Raw genomic sequence first — 17986 nt, 5'->3', positions numbered from 1 at the left:
CTGTCAAAAAGTCCTGTTTTCGCAGGACTTTTTGCTTTAGAACAGTTATTGGTAATACAATCCGCAATCTTTATGTTCTAGAGAATATTTACTCAATAATACTTTTGAAATGGAAAGAATAAAATCAACTACCGTCGTTGCAATCAAGCATAACGGAGAAACTGTGATAGGAGCAGATGGTCAAGCGACCCTAGGAAATACCGTAGCTAAAAGCAGTGTTAAGAAAATCCGTGTTTTGCAAGGCGGTAAAATTGTCACTGGTTTTGCAGGTTCGACTGCTGATGCCTTCACTTTATTGGAGAAGTTTGAGGAGAAATTGGGTGCCTTTGGCAATAATATGAAGCGTGCAGCTGTGGAATTGGCAAAAGAATGGCGAATGGACCGCATGCTGAGTAAGCTTGAAGCGATGATGATTGTAGCTGATCGGGATGATATTTTGATTATATCTGGAACAGGAGATGTAATCGAACCGGATTTGGAAATTGCGACGATTGGTTCGGGTAGCATGTACGCCCAATCAGCAGCAAGGGCTTTGAAAAAGTACGCGACACACCTCACTGCAGAAGAGATGGTAAGAGAAAGTCTTCACATCGCAGCAGACGTCTGTATATATACCAATCATAATTTGGTAATCGAAAAAGTCAGCGGTTAAAACCTGCTTAGCTAGCCGAGTCGAAGGATTCGGCTTTTTTTATCTAAAATTCAAACCTAGCCAAGCTTTCCTGTGTTTACTAGATGAATCAGTAAACCATACATGGAAACGACGACCAAAAAGAAATCCGCTAAAAAGGATTACAGAAAAATTATCCTCGAATCTTACATGCACCATGTACTTGAGCATGGGCATGAACCAGTATCTATTTTCAAGTTTTCCAAAGAATTGAAAATGACTGAGGGTGAGTTTTATACCTATTTCACCTCTTTCGATTCAATTAAATCAGCCATTTGGGTTGAGCTATTTGACGAAACAGTCTCCCAACTCGAATCTCAGGAAGTTTACAAGGAATATTCAGTAAGAGAGAAATTTCTAGGCTTCTTGTTTACCTGGATCGAGGTTTTAAAAAATAACAGATCATATTTATTGAGTCTCTATGGTGGAAAGCCAAAGGCAATGTCTCCACTACCTGCAGAAATGAAGATTTTCCGCGAGAGATTTAAAGACTTTGCCAGTGAAATCATCCTAGAAGGTAAGGAAACGCAGGAGATTGCAAATCGCCCAATAATTTCCGACCGATATGATGAGGCACTTTGGATTCAAGTCTTATTTGTATTCAACTATTGGTTGTCCGACCAGACTCCAGGATTTGAAAAGACCGATGCGGCTATTGAAAAGTCTGTCAACTTAGCCTTTGATCTCATGGGGAAAAGTGCACTAGACAGCTTTTTGGATTTCGCTAAGTTTCTCTACCAAACAAAATAATCATGCCTGAAAAATTAAGAGAACAGGAATCCATTCCGGTTTCTAAAGTACAACGAGCTGCAAAATTTATCTCTACCGGTGCAAAGGTGGGTGGTAACTATGTCAGGCACTATGCCAAGAAGATGGTAAATCCCGCCTTGGATAAGGAGGGTTTGCATCAAAGCAATGCGGAAGATATTTATAAATCGCTTAGTCAGCTGAAAGGTTCTGCCTTGAAAGTAGCACAGATGATGTCTATGGACAAAAATCTCCTACCTAGAGCCTATCAGGACAAATTCACCATGGCACAGTATTCTGCGCCGCCTCTGTCGTATCCTTTGGTAGTGAAAACCTTCCAAAAATACTTCTCCAAGGGTCCTGAGCAGCTTTTTGATACTTTCACCCGATCTGCTGTCAATGCCGCTTCGATCGGGCAGGTACATCAAGCTACCAAAGGTGACAAGGTTCTAGCAGTAAAAATTCAATATCCGGGAGTTGCAGATTCAGTAAGTTCTGATCTCAAATTGGTTCGTCCTTTTGCGCTCAGACTACTAAATATGAATGAGAAGGAGTTGGATCATTACATGGAAGAAGTAGAGGAAAAGCTTCTGGAGGAAACCGATTATCAATTGGAGATTCAGCGGTCTAGAGAGATTTCCGGTGCCTGTTCACATATTGCTAATTTGAATTTCCCAAACTACTATGATGAATTTAGCTCGGAGCGAATCATCACGATGGATTGGATTCAGGGAAATCATATCAAAGAATGGTTAGAGACTAACCCTAGCCAAGAAGCCAAAAATCAAATTGGACAGGCGCTTTGGGATTTCTATCACCATCAGGTTCATAACCTCATGCAAGTCCACGCAGACCCCCATCCTGGTAATTTCATCGTGCAGGAAGGTGATGTATTAGGAATCATTGATTTTGGTTGTGTGAAAATAATTCCAGAGGATTTTTATCATGGATATTTCTCTTTGATCAAAAAAGATCTCTTGATCAAGGAAGAAGAATTGAATCAAATCTTCTACAACCTAGAGTTCATTTCGGATAAAGATACGGATCAGGAAAAGGCCTATTTCAAGGGAGTTTTCAAGGAAATGATTTCGCTTTTAGGTAAGCCATTTCATGTGGATCGCTTTGACTTCGCTGATGATGGATTCTTTGAGCAGATTTTCGAACTTGGGGACCGAATTTCTAATGATAAGATGTTTAAAAAATCACGTCAAGCACGTGGCTCTAGACATGGGTTATATATCAACCGAACTTACTTTGGACTATACAATCTGTTGAATCAGCTTGGTGCTACAGTAGACACTACTAAGCCAGATTGGCTTGCTTCCTAAAACTTTGTTTTGTGAAAGGTTAAGGTTAAAAATGACTCCAATTGGAGTCATTTTTTTTTGAGTAATTCCCATTCTTCTGCCAAGACGCTGTAGTAAATGGTATTTCTCCTTCGGCCTGTCGAAAGTAGCGTATGGCTTCGGAGTACACCTTCTTCTACAAAACCCATTTTTTCTACTGCTCTGCGGGCAGGAATGTTCAGTACATCGGTTTTGATTTCTACTCGTTGCATTCCCAAATTCTCGAAGGCATGGGAAAGCATCAAATCTTTCATTTCGCGATTGATTCCCTTTCCATGAAAGTCTCTTCCAAGCCAAGTCCAGCCAATTTCTATCCGCTGGTCCCTTGCTGAATAATTCCCAAATGCAGTCGAACCCATCAATACGCCGCTCTTTTTATCAACTACCACAAACTGCAGTCTTTCTCCGTTCATGGCGGGTTGAGCCCAATCTCTGATTCCAATCAAAGTAGAAAGATCGTGTGTAAAATACTCCCAAAGTGCCTTGTCCTGGGTCTGTGCCAGAAGCAAAGAAAAATCCTGCTCAAGAATTGGTCTGAGCAGGATTTGGTCATTTTCCAAATGAACCGGTTTTATCATGTCAATATTTCTTTCAAATGTTTATTGAATAGTGCGACTTCTTCGGGTGTGCCTGTAGATATTCTACACCAATCATTCAAGGGCGGAAAAGGTCTGCCGATAATCATACCCCGGTCAGCAAATGCTTTGTTGAGTTCTTTGATGTCTTTTCCTGATTGGAAAAAGACAAAATTCGCATGACTATCTAAATAGGGTCTTTTTAATTCCTCAAGTGTTTGAATGATGGCATTTTTGGCTTCAGTTGTTTTCTCCAAAGAGAATTTGTAAAAATCGGGATCTTGAAGTGCTGCTTTTCCAGCTTCGATAGCCATAATATTGGTGTTGGCTACGACTCTATCGCGAAGCTTTTCAGCTAATGCAGGTCTTGCTATTAGGTAGCCCAATCGAATTCCAGCCAAACCATAGACCTTGGAAAAGGTTCTGGAGACAATCACATCCATTCCTTTTTTGACCAATTCAACCATAGAGGGATAGTTGGGTTCTGTGATGTAGTCGTAATATGCCTCATCACTGAAAACCACAGTATTTTTACTCACTGTTTCACAGAAATCCATCACACGATCAGCAGGAAGGAGTTTTCCGGTTGGATTGTTTGGATTACAAAGGAAAACAAGCCTTGTCTGGTAAGAAACTCTCTTTTCAATTTCATCGAGGTCAAAATCTAGATCCTTATTGAGAGGAACCCAGTTGATGTCGGTGCCCCATAGTTCGGCATAATCCATCATCGAAAGAAAAGTCGGAGCACAGGAAATAATTTCTCCGCCTTGACCAAAAGTGATTCCTGTGATCTTAAGGCCCTCTGTCGAACCTGCCACTAAGACGATATGATCCTCGGGTACACCTTCTTTTTCGGAAATCATTTTGACCAAGTCCGAATTGTAGCTCCATGGATAGCGACATCCCAGGTCAAAATTATTGATCATTGCTTCCCGCATTTTATCGGAAGGGCCATAAGGATTCTCGTTTGAGCCCAATCTGATAGGGCCTTCGAGAGGTCTTGGGTTATATTTTTTGATCTCTTCCGCACTTAATGGACTTAAAAGCCCTCCGCTCATCAAGGTTACACCACCTCCAAGACCGATTTTTTTCAGCCAGTTCCTTCTTGAAATTCCGTTCATATTTTCCTCAGTTTCTTGTCAAATTACCAATAATTCCGATATCAAATTAAAAAAAATGTGCATTTGTATGTGGAAAATCTTTCGAAATACATTGGGAGATCAAGTGTTGTTTAAAATTTTATTTCAAAATTTTGATAGATGGCAGAATAATTTTTTTAAATTATAGGAAAAGCAATGAACCCCTAAAAGCCCAAATTATGAAAAAGTCTATTTTACTTCTTTTGACATGTATGATTTTGGCCTTCAATGCTGAGGCGCAAAAGGAACGTTTTATGGTACTTGAATTTGTAAAAGTGGAAAGCGATCAGCTTTTTGATTATATAGAATTCAAGGATTTGATGGAAAAAGTCTATCGGCAGGCGCGCAATGATAATCAAATTGCAGGCTGGGATTTTTGGTCTTTACAATCTGGCACTGATCAGTCTGATTTTCAATATATCATGGTGACGCATTACGATGATCCTGTAAAAATGATGAGTGGATTGGATGAAGAAAAAATGATTGAATACACCAAAATCGCATATCCTCATCTGAATGATGCTCAAGTGGTCAAGCTCTTTGAAAACTCACTGTCCATGCGAGAAATGCCCATGCGGCTTTACATGAAAGAGATTGTTTGTACCGATGATAATTTCCAAATGAAGCCGGGAGTTTTAGCGTCTTTTGATCTGATGAAAGCTCGGGAAGGAAATTTTACTGCATACGAAAAAGCAGAAGAAGAGGTGTTCAAGCCTATTCACCAGAAGCGAATAGAACAAGGCCTGATGGGACATTGGAGCTTGCTAAGAACAGCCCTTCCTCTTGGTTCCGAGGCTAAATCCACTCATTTGACTATGAATGTTTACAAGGATTATATGCAGTTTTTCAATGCTCAAGCCTATGAAGACATGGAGCAATCTGACGCTCAGCGAAGAGCGGTCAATGAAGGTTTGAACTCTCGTGACCAAAAATGGGTTTATTTAGCAACGTTAGAAAATGTAGTTAGGTAGTGATAGTCCGGTTTGAAACTACCTTGAGAGGCCTCGAGACAAGGCCTCTTTTTTTTGGAATTTTTTAAATAGAAAAATCCCTAGCATAGGGCCAATACTCAATAACCCCATGGCAGTTTGAATGCCTAGTACTGCGATCAACCACTCGGTCCATTGAATGGACAGGATAGTCAGCCCGAATCCCAGGCAATTGACTAAGGTAAGAGCAGTCCCGCGGTACTCTGCCGGAGTGGCTTGGGCAACTAAAGTAGAGAACTGTGGTGAATCTGCAGTGACAAGAATCCCCCAGATGAAAAGAAAAACTAAACCTAGGCCTCCGGCGTTTGGAGGCAAAATCCATAAGTAAAGACAACAAATCCCTGATCCTATCAAGGAAAATAAAGCGACAGAACGGCTTCCTGCTTTCTCTGCAATGAATCCTCCGAGAGCACAGGAAAGTGCACCTATACCGATGATTGAGAATGAGAAGATGGCATTTTGACCTGTCCCGGGTGCATGTTGCATTTGCCAAAAAATCAAAGCAGGTACAAACGCCCAAAAGGTATAGAGTTCCCACATATGTCCAAAATAGCCAGAAGCAGCACTTTTTAGTGAGTTGATTTGACTGAGACGTGGGAGGAGATTCCAGTCAAATTTGGGGCTTTTCCTGCGATGGGGTCCGTCAGGCACACCAAATCCAACCAAGATACTTCCCAGTAAGGCTATTGCGGATGTTGTCCAAAAAATCGATTGATAGGAAAGCTGATACCCCAAGGCCTTCACTAAATAAGGAGAGGCCGTTCCAAATACTAGCGCCCCCACCAAAAGTCCCAATGCTTTTCCAAGTCCCTTCTCGTAGTAATCTGAGGCGATTTTCATTCCCACTGGATAAATTCCAGCCAGAAAAAAGCCAACCAAAAAGCGAAGGACTAAAAGGCTTTCAAAATGTAAGGGAAGAATGGTGATGAGAAAATTGAAAGTGGATGCGAGGAATCCGCTTGCTAGAAACACCTTGCTGGGTGAAAATCGATCTGGAATCGACAGAAGAGCAAATACAAGGGTGCCGGAAATAAATCCGAACTGAACGGCCGAGGTAACGGCACCTGTCAGTTCGGATCTACCAAGGATCTCCCCAAGTTCAGGAATTACAGCATTTCCTGCAAACCAAAGGGAAGTACCCAAAAATTGCGCAATCACAATCAAGGTGAGTGCTTTTCCGGGCTTCATTTTCTTCATTTAGCTCCGATCAGAGATTTAATTTTTGTGATCTCCTCTACACTAAACTCGCTGTTTCCTATGGCAGAAACGTTATCATCCAATTGTTCGGGTTTAGAGACTCCTACAAGCACGGAGGTGATTCTCGAGTCTTTCAGTAGCCATGCAATGGCCATTTGAGCAAGTGTTTGTCCTCTGCCAATAGCTATCTCATTAAGTTGTTTGATCATTTCGATTTTATCATCGCTGATTTGCTCTGGCTTAAGATACCTTCCATCCTTGGCAGCTCTTGAGTCTTCAGGAATTCCTTTTAGATACTTATCAGTCAAAAGGCCCTGCTCTAAGGGAGAAAAAGCGATACTTCCTACTCCTTTGTCTCCTAAGACGTCCAAAAGTCCATCTTCTACCCAGCGATCAAGCATACTATACCTAGGTTGATGAATTAGCAAAGGGGTTCCCAAATCTTTCAAGATTTGATAGGCTTTGGCAGTTTCTTCTGCGCTGTATTGGGAAATGCCTACATAAAGGGCTTTTCCTTGTCTTACCAATTGGTCAAGTGCTCCCATGGTTTCTTCCAAAGGGGTATGTGGATCGGGTCTGTGATGGTAGAAAATGTCCACGTAGTCCAAGCCCATTCGTTTTAAACTCTGATCGCAGCTTGCGATGAGGTATTTTCTAGATCCCCAGTTTCCGTATGGACCAGGCCACATATCCCAACCTGCTTTGGAGGAGATAATTAATTCATCTCTATAAGCACTAAAGTCCTTTTGAAGTATTCTCCCAAAATTCTCCTCTGCCGATCCAAAAGGAGGTCCGTAATTATTCGCCAAATCAAAGTGCGTGATTCCCAGATCAAAAGCTCTTCTGAGGATTTTTCGTCCCAAGGTGAAATCCGCATTGTGGCCGAAATTATGCCAAAGCCCTAAGCTTATCTCGGGCAAAAGTAATCCACTTCTTCCCGTTCTTCGATACTTCATTCCTGAGTATCTGCTTGAATCAGGATGATAAGGTGGAAGTGGGTTATGGTCGTTGATTTGCATATTGATAGGTTTTTAGGTTTACTGAAACCAAATTAAGGCGATAATTAAGGATAACAAACAGACACCTGCAACGAAAAGCCAGCTTTTTATCACAAACCGAATCCAATCATTGTATTTTACACCAGCGGCGGCTATTACTGCCATCATTCCTCCATTAGTAGGAGATAAAATATCCATTAAACCTGAGGCATATTGGGTAGCCAAAACTGCTAATTGCCTCGAAATACCCAAAAGGTCCATCAAAGGCACTGCTAGCGGAATTGTTAATACATTTTGTCCTGATGTACTGGGGACAGGGATATGAATCAGCGCTTGAGATACGAATAGCCCTACAACAGCAAATTGCTCTGGAAGTGCTTCTAGAGGTGAAAATAGTCCATATATCACCGTATCGATGATTTTACCTTTTTCCAATACCAAGTAAACACTTCGGGCAAGACCTACAATTACACCCGCAAAAATCATCTCGCTAAAGCCCGCTGCATAGGTTCTTGCCGTCCCGTTGATTCCTAGTTTCCCGATTAGTCCACAGCTAACTCCGATCACAAAAAATAAGGAAGACATTTCATTATATCCCCAATCATATTGTGTGATCCCATATCCCATGACCACTATTCCACCTAATGAAAGAATCAAAATCAAGCCCTTTCTCCATCCAATCGCCTGACCTGGTAACACCTCTAGTTCCTTCTGCTGAACTTTTGGGCGACCACTTCGAATCATCAACCAAGTCCATAAAACAAATCCAAGGAAAAAGAAAATCATCCGGTAAAGCAGCCCTTCGGAAAGTTCTAACTCGGCAAGTTGTTGGCCAATAAGTGAGTTAAAAGGATTGATGGGAGAAAAGCCAGAACCGAGTAGTGAGGAGCCTAGCGTGAGTCCAATGATAGCTTTGATATCGAATTTTAAATTCCGGGCTAAAACCACCAATACAGGCACCATGGCAATGATCTCCTCTTGCATGGCAATCGTCGCTCCAGCAAAGGCAAAGCCTAATGAGAGAAAAATTAAAAGAAGCTGTTTCTGATTTCGGAATTTATAAATAAGTGATTCTACCCCAGCTTGCAGAGCTCCTGTTTTTTCCACCACATAAAAAGCTCCTCCTAGCAATAAAATCAAAACCAGGATATCACTACCCAAAATGATTCCTTCCGGAATGGAAACTATCAGCTCTTGCAGTGAAATGTTCTCCTTTTCAATTTGCTCATAGCTTCCCTGAAGTACCACTTCTCTTCCCGTTTTTGGGTCGAGCTCTCTAGAATAGGTCCCGGAAGGAATCAGAAAAGATGCTATCCAGGATAAAACAACAAAAGCCAATAAAATGACCATGGGATGAGGAAAGGATAGTTTCTTCATACTTCTAGGATTTTAATGATTTTTCTGGCTAGGTCTATTCGGAAATTTCCTTTGTCTCGAGTATTGGATAGGATGATAATTCCAAATTCTTTTTCGGGGTCGAAGATTAGCAAAGAGCTATAGCCCGCCTGACCACCAAAGTGTCCCATCCAATTACTCTCCGGCCCAACTGCAATCTGCTGAAATCCTGCCCAACTTTCCTTCTCGTTTACCTCAAGAGCCTGAACGTTGGATTTCAACATACCTAGGTCAGCACGGATAAGTTGAGTCGTGACTTTAATCAAATCATCGAGCGTGCTGATCATTCCGGAGGAAGGGTAGGGGCTTACTTGATACGTGAATGGATGTGGTTTGAGACGCTTCCATACATAAGTCTTTCGGTACCCCATTACTACCGGATTCTCCTCTTGCGAATTACCTTTGAAATAACTGTTTTGCAAATCTAAATCTTCGCTTAGCCACCCGTTGAGCAGATTTTCATAGGAGTGGCCGGAGTCTTTTTCCAACAGATATCCCAAAAGTTCGTAATTGAAATCTGCATATTTGTAGGATAGATTTCCCTTTCCGTTTAGTTGTTTTGGAAGCTGACTCCAGACAAAATCCTGCAAGTTCGGGGTGTTCTTTTTTCTGAAAAAACCTGAAAAGAAGCTTGCATCTCGCAGACCGGATTGATGTCGCAAGATTTGGGAAAAGCTTAATTCCCCAATTTCGGGATATTTTGAGTTTAACTCAGGAGAAAGGCTTTTTATTGAATCAAGGATATTAAGCCCATTATCCTGAAGGTAACTGGAAAGATAAAGCGCCAAAAAAATCTTAGAAATGGAAGCAACATGGATTTTTGATTGCGATGTGAGGCTGTCTTTTTTTTCCAGACTTTCATACCCGAGGGTATTTTTATAAAGCACCTGTGAGTTGGAAATAACTCCCACAGCCAAGCCTGCCAGATGATGCTCGTTTATTGTTTGAATTAAAATGGAATCAAGCTGATCTTGTTGATTCTTGATACTGATAGGAGGAGCTAAGTTGACTCTTGGAAAGCTTTGCCACCATTCTTTTGCCAGAAACAAGGCAAAAATAGTGGCAAGCCCAATAAGAATCCACTTCAATGACTGCATCAGGTCTCTTGGTTTTGTTCAACCGAAAGCACCTTTAAAGTGGGTGTTTTGGAGACGTAGTTTTTGGGAAGTTGCTTTTTCAAGTCTTTCACAAATCGGTGAAAATCAACAGTAATGGTGTGTCGGGGTGAATTGATTTGCTTGAAATCAGGGTTTTTGACCTCTTTTTCACAAAGTTCTTCCAAGTTTGCCGGGCGTTTCCAATTGCCAATTAGCTCTTGTGCCATTAGCTTGCTTTGAAGCTCTGCGCCGGGCCAGATACAGCCGAGTGGTTGGAACATACCAATGAAGTGAAGATTGGTGATTTTAGGATGAAACATTTTAAGGTAAAGAGGGACCGGTCCTGAACTGTAATCAATAAAGTCTTTGTCAAAGAAAGGATGACTCAGCCAATAGCCTGTACATGCAATGATGGTGTCGTATTCTTCTTCTTTTCCATCTTCAAAAACCACCTTTTTACCTTCAAATTTTTTGATGTCCATCCGCGGCTTGACTTTTCCATGTCGGATTTTGTGTAGCAATTCATCATTGATAGTGGGGTGCGTCGCTCCAAAGTGCTCCGTGGGTGGGCGAAGTCCGTAAGCTTCATTTTTACCGATGATGATTCGAAGGAGGATGGAATTTAAAAACATTCGAAGTCTTGGTGGAATCCATTTAGACTGTTCTGCAACTTTATCCGAAGGCTTTCCAAAAATAAATTTAGGAACAATTCGATAGCCTCTTCTCCATGAAATGGCTGTTTTCTTGGATACCCTACTCGTCTCCACAGCTACGTCACAGGCGGAATTTCCTCCTCCAATGACCAGCACCCGCTTGTCCTTGAATGGGGCGGCTTTTTTATAGTGATGGGAATGGAGAAATTCTCCTGAAAATTCACCTGGGTAATTTGGGTACCGAGGTTTCCAGTGATGCCCATTGGCTACTGCCAGATGGGTGAAAAGCTCTTTTTCCTCTATTCCATCTTTCTCAGTGGTAATTTCCCAAGTCTCCTCATCAATCCACCGACAATGCTTGACCATTATGCCAAAACGAATATGAGGATAGAGATTAAAGTGAGCTGCATAGGCCTGAAAATAGCGTCTTAGCTCATCATGTGAAGGATAGTCGGCCGTCTCCGGGTCAAAATCATCAAAGGTGAAGTCCTCGTATTGCGAGAGTGTTTTAGAAGAAATGATATGCGTAGTCTCAAATACACTTGAATGACTTTCGTCTTCAGAGTAGATCCAATTACCGCCGACATCGTGATTTCTATCAAAGGCAACTGCCTCGATTCCCTGATCTAGAAGGTTTTTAAGGGCCGTGATACCCGATGGCCCGGCACCGATGACAGCTACTTTCTTCTTCATATGGTAATATTGGAGTTTTTCTTTTCTAAAGATGAGAAGTCACAATCTAATTGATTTCTATCCCAACTTCCCACTTCAGTGGCTGCTTTATAAGTTGATTCCAAGAAGTCCAGTAATTTTTTGGTGGGATTAGTAGCTTTTTGAACAGCTTCATAGGGTAGAATAAACTCTCCTAAATCATCACTCCAACGGGCCTCCTCAGGTTGGATTTTTTTGTTTTTAAAATCGGGATGGTTTGGATAGCAATAGGCATAGAAAACTGCCTGTGGAAATTGCTCTCCTCCTGGCCAAAAACCCACACTGAATACCTCATGCGAATAAGCTTCCTGCATGACTTCTTTGGCTAGATTGGGTACTTCTCCTTCGAATTCTGGGGCAGTAGCTCCAGAGAAACGCGTATATGCCAGATCAAATGATCCCCAAAAGAAATGAATGGGACTGTTTTTTCCTCTGAACCTTGAGCGAAATACCGTCATCACATTATGGATTTGAATCAACGCTTTCCAGATATTTTTGGCTTCGTTTGGAAGGTAGGGGATTCTTTTGGTGTTTTGGTCGAAGGGAATGGCATCAGGAATTTCATTCGGGGTTTTTGTGATTTTTACCTTTATCCCGATAAAGTCTAGTTTTTCCCGAAGTTGTTCATAAAAACTAGCTACCGTCTGGTTGCCTAGCGAAAATCTGTCGCGAGTACCATTGGAAGATCGAACTTTCAGCTCGTGCTGGGTAAAGTCAAATTTGATTTCAAAAATACCTCCTTCATAGGGAATTGGTCCGGTAGTCATGCCTTGAGCATCCAAATAAAGCGCTACATGCCAAGAGTGGTTTTGCCAAGGTGATTTTCTGAGCCGGACCTTGCCTACCATCTGCGACCATTGATGTAAAAGATATGCGGTGTCCTTGTAGGCACTATAATCTAAAATGGGCCATTTTGCTTTCATACTCACAACAGAAAAGTTTCCTTCAATTTAAATCATTTATTCAAAGCATTACAATAATTAGGGTTTCAAAAGGATTTTTTTAAGATTTTCCAATCCCTGAGTGGCAGGTAGGACGAGGTACTTTGCTCGGTGATGTAGCTTGGAGGATGGGATATTGGGGTCAACAACAAAGATCTCTGCCTGATCCGGCACATAGGAAACCAAGCTTGCTGCTGGATAAACCTCCAATGAGGTACCTACAATCACAAAAATATCAGCTTGTTGTGCCAGTTCGATAGCATCTAGCATTTTGGGTACAGGCTCTCCAAACCAAACCACATGAGGTCTAAGCTGACTCCCTTTTGCGCATTTGTCCCCTTTTTTTATTTCCCAATGATCCAAGTCATAGACCAATTTTGGATCGAGTGAACTCTGCGCTTTTCTTAATTCACCATGAAGATGCAATACTTGAGATGATCTAGCTCTTTCGTGGAGATCATCGACATTTTGGGTGATGATTTGAACTTCATAATGTTCTTCCAATTCCGCTAATATCCGGTGTGCCAGATTAGGCTGGCACTCGTACATTTGCTTTCTTCGGAGGTTATAAAACTCTAGGACTAAATCCTGATTTCTGCGCCAGCCTTCTGGAGAAGCCACTTCCATGAGATCATGACCTTCCCATAGTCCACCTGAGTCCCTAAAAGTTTTTATCCCGCTCTCAGCAGAGATTCCGGCACCGGTCAATACAACAAGTTTTTTCTTATGCATGATTTCTTAGCGTTGACATAGGAAGTTTCTTAATTAGTTCGGAGGTAGATAATCCAGAGGCATAAGGTCTGCTACTTTTTTCCAACCCATGTATCCATCTATCAATATCGCAAATGGATCTGGATAGCTGCCATTCTCAAAAATCTGTAATTTTTTATTTTGAAAATACAGGGTAGAAATCTGAGGTCCAGGTTTTTTGGGGTTATTTTGACCAAGGTATTCTCTTGGTTCCGACTCTAGTTTGAAAGTGACATGTAAAGCAAAATCAACTTCTAAAAATGTGTTGTTTTCCGAGTCTCTGGATAGTAAAATTTTAGGATCAATTGGACTCTTTTCCAATTGATCAATACTGTCTGGTAAGCTTTCTTTATCTAAAAAGTCTCTTTTGAGAATGGACTTTATGGTTTCTGAAGAAGTTGAATCGTATTGCTTTTTGGCCTGAAGGATTAGACTATCAGCAGGTTTATCGGGATTGGGAATACGGTGTAACCTACGAATCTCAAATCCTTCTTCGCTTGCGATTCCTTGATGCAAACTTCTAATCAGATGTTGGAGACTACCTTGATAGGCTTCTAGTCGATTCTTTTGGATTTTTCGTAATCTCGACTTAGATAAATCTCCTTCTTCCGTGAAAAGCGGATATCCAGCATACTGATAGGTCGATCCTCTTGATCTGAATTGAAACTCTTCAAGCTGAAAATCCAAGTAATAGCCCAGGTTTGGGTTGTGAATTTTTAAATTTTTGGTGGCAGTTACTCGAAGTATTCCTTTTTGGGATTGATCATCCATTCGAAGGACTTTCTCATTTTCAATTTTCGCTTTGGAAGCATTTTTACTATTTCCGAGAAAGTAGAGTTTAAAAGTTTGAAGATTTTTATACCAAGAAGGATCACGCTCATCTTCGACTTCAATTTCATTCAGCTCAGTATCGCTTGGTTTCAAAAATATGATATAACCGGGTTTTGGTAATCTATTTGATTGGATCGAGAAGGTAGCACTTTCATATCCCAGCATTCGTACGATTACCTCAAAACTCCCAGAAGGAATCTCCATGGAAAAGACCCCATTTTCATCTGCCGTTGTACCTAAAGTGGTATTAGCCAAGTAAACAGTTGCATAGGGAATGGGGCTTTCTGTAACGGGCTCAAGTATTCTGCCTTTCAGGATCTGCTGTGAACTAGCTGCAAAAGAAATGATATGAGTGAATAATAGTACATAGATCCATTTCATAGGAAAATCTATAAAAAAAGCCGGATTTTACCGGCTCTTTGAATTTATTTTTTCTTTGAAAATCTTCCTCCCCGTTTTTTGGGCTCTGGCTGATTTTCAATGATTTCTATCGTCTCAGCATAGCTTAGCTTCTCTGCTTCCTTATCCTTTGGGATTTTGAAGTTATTCTTTCCAAACTTGATGTAAGGCCCCCAGCGTCCATTGAGGATCTGGATATCGGGATTTTCATCAAAGGATTTGATGTGTTTTTTGGCATCAGCTTCCCGCTTATCCTTGATCAATTGGATAGCTTCTTCTTCAGTGATGCTTAATGGGTCTTGTTCTTTTTTCAAGGAAACAAAGTTGCCATCATGTCGGATGTAGGGTCCGAACCTTCCAATGGCAGCCACCATTTTTTTGTCCTCAAACATTCCTACATCACGAGGTAGTTTGAATAGTTCAAGAGCATCCTCTAGACTGATATTTTCGATAAACTGCCCTTTTTTGAGGCTTGCATATTTTTTATCCTCGTCTTCACTGTCACCGATTTGTACTAGCGGACCAAATTTCCCCAGTCTTGCCGTAATTGGCTTTCCATTTTCAGGATGATTGCCAAGGAATCGACTGGAATTGACATCTTGACGAGATACTTGCTCAGTTTCCTCGACACTATGGTGGAAGTTACCGTAGAATGCATCAATCATATCCTGCCAATCTTGTCCTCCTGCGGCGATGTCGTCGAACTCCTTCTCCACTTTTGCGGTGAAATTGAAGTCAATGACATTTGGAAAGTGCTCGACTAAGAAATCATTCACGACCATGGCAATATTGGTTGGAAATAATTTCTGTTTTTCAGCGCCCGTAATTTCTGTCTTGGTGCTTTCCTGAAACATTCCATCTGAAATAATCATCTCCTGATATTCCCGTGGATTACCATCCCGACTCTCTTTGATGACATACTCTCTCTTCTGAATAGTCGAGATCGTAGGCGCATAGGTAGATGGACGTCCAATTCCCAGTTCTTCCAGCTTCTTGACTAGACTTGCTTCCGTATATCTCGGTGCAGCACGGGTAAAGGACTCTCTCCCTTTCATTTCTTTCAAGTCCAGAGCCTGTCCAATTTGCATAGGTGGAAGGAGGGATTTGTTTTGTGTATCTTCTTCCTCATCATCATCCGTAGATTCCAAATATACTTTCAGGAATCCATCAAACTTAATTACTTCTCCATGAGCTGAAAGGGTTAAGTCTGAGTTGGAAATATTGATGGACACATTGGTTTTTTCCAGTTGAGCATCAGCCATTTGAGAAGCAATCGCACGCTTCCAAATAAGTTCGTAAAGTCGTTGCTCGTTTCTGTCCCCGTCTACTTGAGCTCTAGAAAAGTCTGTCGGTCTAATAGCCTCGTGAGCTTCCTGAGCACCTTCAGACTTAGTGGTAAATTTCCGTGCCTTGTGGTAATCGTTTCCGTACTCTCCTTTGATAGCAGATTCTGCAGAGTTCATCGCCTCATCTGATAGGTTGACACTATCTGTACGCATGTAGGTGATTTTACCTGCTTCATATAGCTTTTGTGCCACCGACATAGTTTGGGCTACAGAGAAATACAACTTGCGCGAAGCTTCTTGCTGTAGGGTAGAAGTGGTAAAGGGTGGAGCAGGAGATTTTTTTGCTGGTTTTTTCTCAAGATTTCCTACGGAAAAATCTGCCTCCAGACAGGCTTTTAGAAAGTCTTCCGCATCCTGCTTGGTTTCAAATTTTCTGGGTAATTCAGCTTGAAAGGACTTGCCATCCACTTCAAATTGAGCTGTAATTCGGAAAGTAGATTTCGCTTTGTGTGCTTCGATTTCACGCTCTCGCTCGACGATCAGTCGCACAGCTACAGACTGTACACGACCTGCCGAAAGTCCAGTTTTGATCTTTTTCCATAAAACCGGTGAAAGTTCAAAACCTACCAATCGGTCCAAAATTCTTCGAGCCTGCTGCGCATTGACCAAATCATAGTCGATTCCTCTTGGGCTCTCAATAGCTCGCTGTATTGCATTTTTGGTAATTTCCCGGAAGACAATTCGCTTAGTGTTTTCGTCTTTCAGCTTGAGTACTTCTTTGAGATGCCAAGAAATGGCTTCACCTTCGCGGTCGTCATCACTCGCAAGATAGATAGTCTCTGCATCCTTGATAAGGTTTTTGAGGTTTTTGATGACCTCCTTTTTATCTGGAGAAACCTCATAGGTTGGCTTGAAACGATTTTTAATATCGATGGCCTTGTCTCCTTTGGGCAGATCTCTTATATGTCCGTAACTGGACGCAACTTTAAAATCCTTCCCCAAATAGCCTTCAATGGTTTTGGCTTTAGCAGGTGACTCGACGATGACTACGTTTTTGGACATAAAAATTTTAGAATTAGGCTCGAGGGCTTGTTTTGAAAAGCTAAAAATAGAGGGCATTGTTTTCACCTGCAACTATTAATAATTCAGTTGATTGAATGGCAGGGTGATTGTGCACTTATATATATGTAGGGAGCTAATCAAAAATTTTATCCAAAATGAAGCATTTATTTTTAATGAGGCATGGGGAGGCCAGTTTTTCAGCAGATTCAGATTTTGAAAGAACTCTTACTTCAAGAGGTCGGGAAAAAATAGTGCGTATTGCAAAAAGCTTCAATGAAAACACCCCTGAAATAGACATTATGTATTGCTCTAGTGCTAGTAGGACACAAGAAACAGCGAAGATTTTTTCCCAGACGGTACTGATCAAGAATCAAGAATTTACCCGAATTATCTACGATGGGGATATGAGGGACTTGATGGATTTGGTGGAAAATTGTTCGGATGAGTTTGACCGACTTCTAATTGTGGGGCATAATCCAGTAATCAGTATGCTCGCCTCCAGTCTCTGTGATGGGATATATCGAAATATGCAACCTGGGGACCTGATTGCTATCGAATTTCCTCTAGATTCCTGGAATTCTGTAACTTTTGGTAGCGGAATCTTACTCGAGATTATGAGTTGATAGGAGTTAATTAACAAATATTTATAGCAAAATCGTAATATTACGAAAAAATCGTTTTCATTTTCTGAAAATTCACTTACCTTTCAATCATGGAAGAGCTAAGCGAATATGAGGAGCAGATAATGCGGATTTTTTGGAAGAATAAACGTGCGGTCGTTCGGGAGATTTTGGAGGAATTACCTGACCCAAAACCACCCTACACCACGCTAGCATCATCAGTAAAGCTACTCGAGAAGAAAGGCTATCTCAGTCATCGTACCTATGGAAAAACTCATGATTACTTTCCGGTCATTTCCCAATCTGATTACCGTACAAACCGCTTTAATAAGCTTGTGAGCAATTTTTTTGGGGGCTCTGTAGAGAATGTGCTTTCTTATTTGGTGTCTGAAAAAAGAATATCTGATAAGGAAGTGGATGAGCTTCAAAAGTTGATTGATAAATACGATAAGGAGTAGACCATGATCCACGTTTTACCATATATCGTAGAGTTTTCTTTTTGCCTGTTGGTATTGATGGGCTTTTATAGGCTTTTTCTTGCTCGACTGACTTTCTTTGGATCGACTAGGATTTATTTGTT

General features: G+C 41.3%; 17 protein-coding genes. 6 read left to right on the top strand and 11 right to left on the bottom strand.

Annotated elements, in window-relative coordinates:
* The first annotated feature begins 109 nt into the window (after window positions 1–109).
* The 3 genes from hslV (at window position 110) to OU792_RS00075 (ending at window position 2745) form a co-directional block, all read left to right on the top strand.
* On the top strand, window positions 110–652 hold the full coding sequence (gene hslV / locus OU792_RS00085) for an ATP-dependent protease subunit HslV (protein ID WP_134203020.1): 543 nt from the start codon (window positions 110–112) through the stop codon (window positions 650–652).
* Window positions 653–754: 102 nt separating this feature from the next.
* Window positions 755–1420 (top strand): TetR family transcriptional regulator C-terminal domain-containing protein, encoded by a 666-nt coding sequence (locus OU792_RS00080; protein ID WP_134203019.1) that lies wholly within the window; start codon window positions 755–757, stop codon window positions 1418–1420.
* A 2-nt stretch (window positions 1421–1422) separates the two neighbouring features.
* Window positions 1423–2745: an ABC1 kinase family protein gene (locus tag OU792_RS00075; protein WP_026945089.1), complete on the top strand. Its 1323-nt coding sequence runs from the start codon at window positions 1423–1425 to the stop codon at window positions 2743–2745.
* A 47-nt stretch (window positions 2746–2792) separates the two neighbouring features.
* On the opposite strand, the gene OU792_RS00070 is transcribed toward OU792_RS00075, so the two are convergent.
* Complete coding sequence (locus OU792_RS00070; protein WP_274669137.1) at window positions 2793–3341, bottom strand: GNAT family N-acetyltransferase; 549 nt, start codon at window positions 3339–3341, stop codon at window positions 2793–2795.
* Window positions 3338–4459 (bottom strand): pyridoxal phosphate-dependent aminotransferase, encoded by a 1122-nt coding sequence (locus OU792_RS00065; RefSeq protein WP_274669136.1) that lies wholly within the window; start codon window positions 4457–4459, stop codon window positions 3338–3340. Before OU792_RS00065 ends, OU792_RS00070 begins: the two co-directional genes overlap by 4 nt.
* 197 nt (window positions 4460–4656) lie before the next feature.
* On the opposite strand from OU792_RS00065, the gene OU792_RS00060 reads away from it, so the two are divergent.
* Window positions 4657–5448, top strand: a complete 792-nt coding sequence (locus tag OU792_RS00060; protein WP_222582850.1) for a hypothetical protein — start codon at window positions 4657–4659, stop codon at window positions 5446–5448.
* Between the two features lie 18 nt (window positions 5449–5466).
* On the opposite strand, the gene OU792_RS00055 is transcribed toward OU792_RS00060, so the two are convergent.
* From OU792_RS00055 to topA, 9 genes are read right to left on the bottom strand one after another with little or no spacing between them, the layout of a single operon-like run.
* A complete protein-coding gene (locus tag OU792_RS00055; RefSeq protein WP_274669135.1) occupies window positions 5467–6663 on the bottom strand; it encodes an MFS transporter in 1197 nt (398 codons plus the stop codon).
* Window positions 6660–7682: an L-glyceraldehyde 3-phosphate reductase gene (gene mgrA / locus OU792_RS00050; RefSeq protein WP_274669134.1), complete on the bottom strand. Its 1023-nt coding sequence runs from the start codon at window positions 7680–7682 to the stop codon at window positions 6660–6662. The genes OU792_RS00055 and mgrA overlap by 4 nt, the downstream gene beginning before the upstream one ends.
* A gap of 18 nt (window positions 7683–7700) precedes the next feature.
* Entirely contained in the window at window positions 7701–9038 is a 1338-nt protein-coding gene (locus tag OU792_RS00045; RefSeq protein ID WP_274669133.1) for a YfcC family protein, read from the bottom strand.
* Window positions 9035–10153 carry a serine hydrolase domain-containing protein gene (locus OU792_RS00040; protein ID WP_274669132.1) on the bottom strand — a complete coding sequence of 373 codons (1119 nt, stop codon included), beginning with the start codon at window positions 10151–10153 and terminating at the stop codon, window positions 9035–9037. The genes OU792_RS00045 and OU792_RS00040 overlap by 4 nt, the downstream gene beginning before the upstream one ends.
* The gene (locus OU792_RS00035; RefSeq protein ID WP_274669131.1) at window positions 10153–11499 is read right to left on the bottom strand and encodes a flavin-containing monooxygenase; all 1347 of its coding nucleotides are present in this window, start codon (window positions 11497–11499) and stop codon (window positions 10153–10155) included. Before OU792_RS00035 ends, OU792_RS00040 begins: the two co-directional genes overlap by 1 nt.
* Window positions 11496–12440 carry a DUF5996 family protein gene (locus tag OU792_RS00030; RefSeq protein ID WP_274669130.1) on the bottom strand — a complete coding sequence of 315 codons (945 nt, stop codon included), beginning with the start codon at window positions 12438–12440 and terminating at the stop codon, window positions 11496–11498. Before OU792_RS00030 ends, OU792_RS00035 begins: the two co-directional genes overlap by 4 nt.
* Window positions 12441–12497: 57 nt before the next feature.
* On the bottom strand, window positions 12498–13190 hold the full coding sequence (locus OU792_RS00025; RefSeq protein WP_274669129.1) for an SIR2 family NAD-dependent protein deacylase: 693 nt from the start codon (window positions 13188–13190) through the stop codon (window positions 12498–12500).
* Between the two features lie 33 nt (window positions 13191–13223).
* Window positions 13224–14420 carry a carboxypeptidase-like regulatory domain-containing protein gene (locus tag OU792_RS00020; protein WP_274669128.1) on the bottom strand — a complete coding sequence of 399 codons (1197 nt, stop codon included), beginning with the start codon at window positions 14418–14420 and terminating at the stop codon, window positions 13224–13226.
* Between the two features lie 44 nt (window positions 14421–14464).
* On the bottom strand, window positions 14465–16786 hold the full coding sequence (topA, locus tag OU792_RS00015) for a type I DNA topoisomerase (protein WP_274669127.1): 2322 nt from the start codon (window positions 16784–16786) through the stop codon (window positions 14465–14467).
* A gap of 155 nt (window positions 16787–16941) precedes the next feature.
* On the opposite strand from topA, the gene sixA reads away from it, so the two are divergent.
* Both sixA and OU792_RS00005 read left to right on the top strand, forming a co-directional pair.
* Window positions 16942–17409, top strand: coding sequence for a phosphohistidine phosphatase SixA (gene sixA / locus OU792_RS00010; RefSeq protein WP_274669126.1), 468 nt, complete (start codon window positions 16942–16944; stop codon window positions 17407–17409).
* An 89-nt stretch (window positions 17410–17498) separates the two neighbouring features.
* Window positions 17499–17864, top strand: coding sequence for a BlaI/MecI/CopY family transcriptional regulator (locus OU792_RS00005; protein WP_134203008.1), 366 nt, complete (start codon window positions 17499–17501; stop codon window positions 17862–17864).
* Window positions 17865–17986: the final 122 nt, after the last annotated feature.

This window comes from Algoriphagus sp. NF, from assembly GCF_028823735.1.
GTDB classification, from domain to species: domain Bacteria; phylum Bacteroidota; class Bacteroidia; order Cytophagales; family Cyclobacteriaceae; genus Algoriphagus; species Algoriphagus marincola.
Note: the sequence above shows the minus strand (reverse complement) of the source record. Positions and strands in the feature narration are given on the sequence as shown.

What these genes read in the sequence shown, in the direction of transcription:
- OU792_RS00035 (WP_274669131.1), bottom strand. Translation starts at nt 11,499, where the DNA reads ATGAAGAAGAAAGTAGCTGTCATCGGTGCCGGGCCATCGGGTATCACG.
- OU792_RS00070 (WP_274669137.1), bottom strand. Translation starts at nt 3,341, where the DNA reads ATGATAAAACCGGTTCATTTGGAAAATGACCAAATCCTGCTCAGACCA.
- OU792_RS00040 (WP_274669132.1), bottom strand. Translation starts at nt 10,153, where the DNA reads ATGCAGTCATTGAAGTGGATTCTTATTGGGCTTGCCACTATTTTTGCC.
- OU792_RS00080 (WP_134203019.1), top strand. Translation starts at nt 755, where the DNA reads ATGGAAACGACGACCAAAAAGAAATCCGCTAAAAAGGATTACAGAAAA.
- OU792_RS00065 (WP_274669136.1), bottom strand. Translation starts at nt 4,459, where the DNA reads ATGAACGGAATTTCAAGAAGGAACTGGCTGAAAAAAATCGGTCTTGGA.
- OU792_RS00020 (WP_274669128.1), bottom strand. Translation starts at nt 14,420, where the DNA reads ATGAAATGGATCTATGTACTATTATTCACTCATATCATTTCTTTTGCA.
- OU792_RS00055 (WP_274669135.1), bottom strand. Translation starts at nt 6,663, where the DNA reads ATGAAGAAAATGAAGCCCGGAAAAGCACTCACCTTGATTGTGATTGCG.
- sixA (WP_274669126.1), top strand. Translation starts at nt 16,942, where the DNA reads ATGAAGCATTTATTTTTAATGAGGCATGGGGAGGCCAGTTTTTCAGCA.
- topA (WP_274669127.1), bottom strand. Translation starts at nt 16,786, where the DNA reads ATGTCCAAAAACGTAGTCATCGTCGAGTCACCTGCTAAAGCCAAAACC.
- OU792_RS00060 (WP_222582850.1), top strand. Translation starts at nt 4,657, where the DNA reads ATGAAAAAGTCTATTTTACTTCTTTTGACATGTATGATTTTGGCCTTC.
- OU792_RS00005 (WP_134203008.1), top strand. Translation starts at nt 17,499, where the DNA reads ATGGAAGAGCTAAGCGAATATGAGGAGCAGATAATGCGGATTTTTTGG.
- mgrA (WP_274669134.1), bottom strand. Translation starts at nt 7,682, where the DNA reads ATGCAAATCAACGACCATAACCCACTTCCACCTTATCATCCTGATTCA.
- OU792_RS00045 (WP_274669133.1), bottom strand. Translation starts at nt 9,038, where the DNA reads ATGAAGAAACTATCCTTTCCTCATCCCATGGTCATTTTATTGGCTTTT.
- OU792_RS00030 (WP_274669130.1), bottom strand. Translation starts at nt 12,440, where the DNA reads ATGAAAGCAAAATGGCCCATTTTAGATTATAGTGCCTACAAGGACACC.
- OU792_RS00025 (WP_274669129.1), bottom strand. Translation starts at nt 13,190, where the DNA reads ATGCATAAGAAAAAACTTGTTGTATTGACCGGTGCCGGAATCTCTGCT.
- OU792_RS00075 (WP_026945089.1), top strand. Translation starts at nt 1,423, where the DNA reads ATGCCTGAAAAATTAAGAGAACAGGAATCCATTCCGGTTTCTAAAGTA.
- hslV (WP_134203020.1), top strand. Translation starts at nt 110, where the DNA reads ATGGAAAGAATAAAATCAACTACCGTCGTTGCAATCAAGCATAACGGA.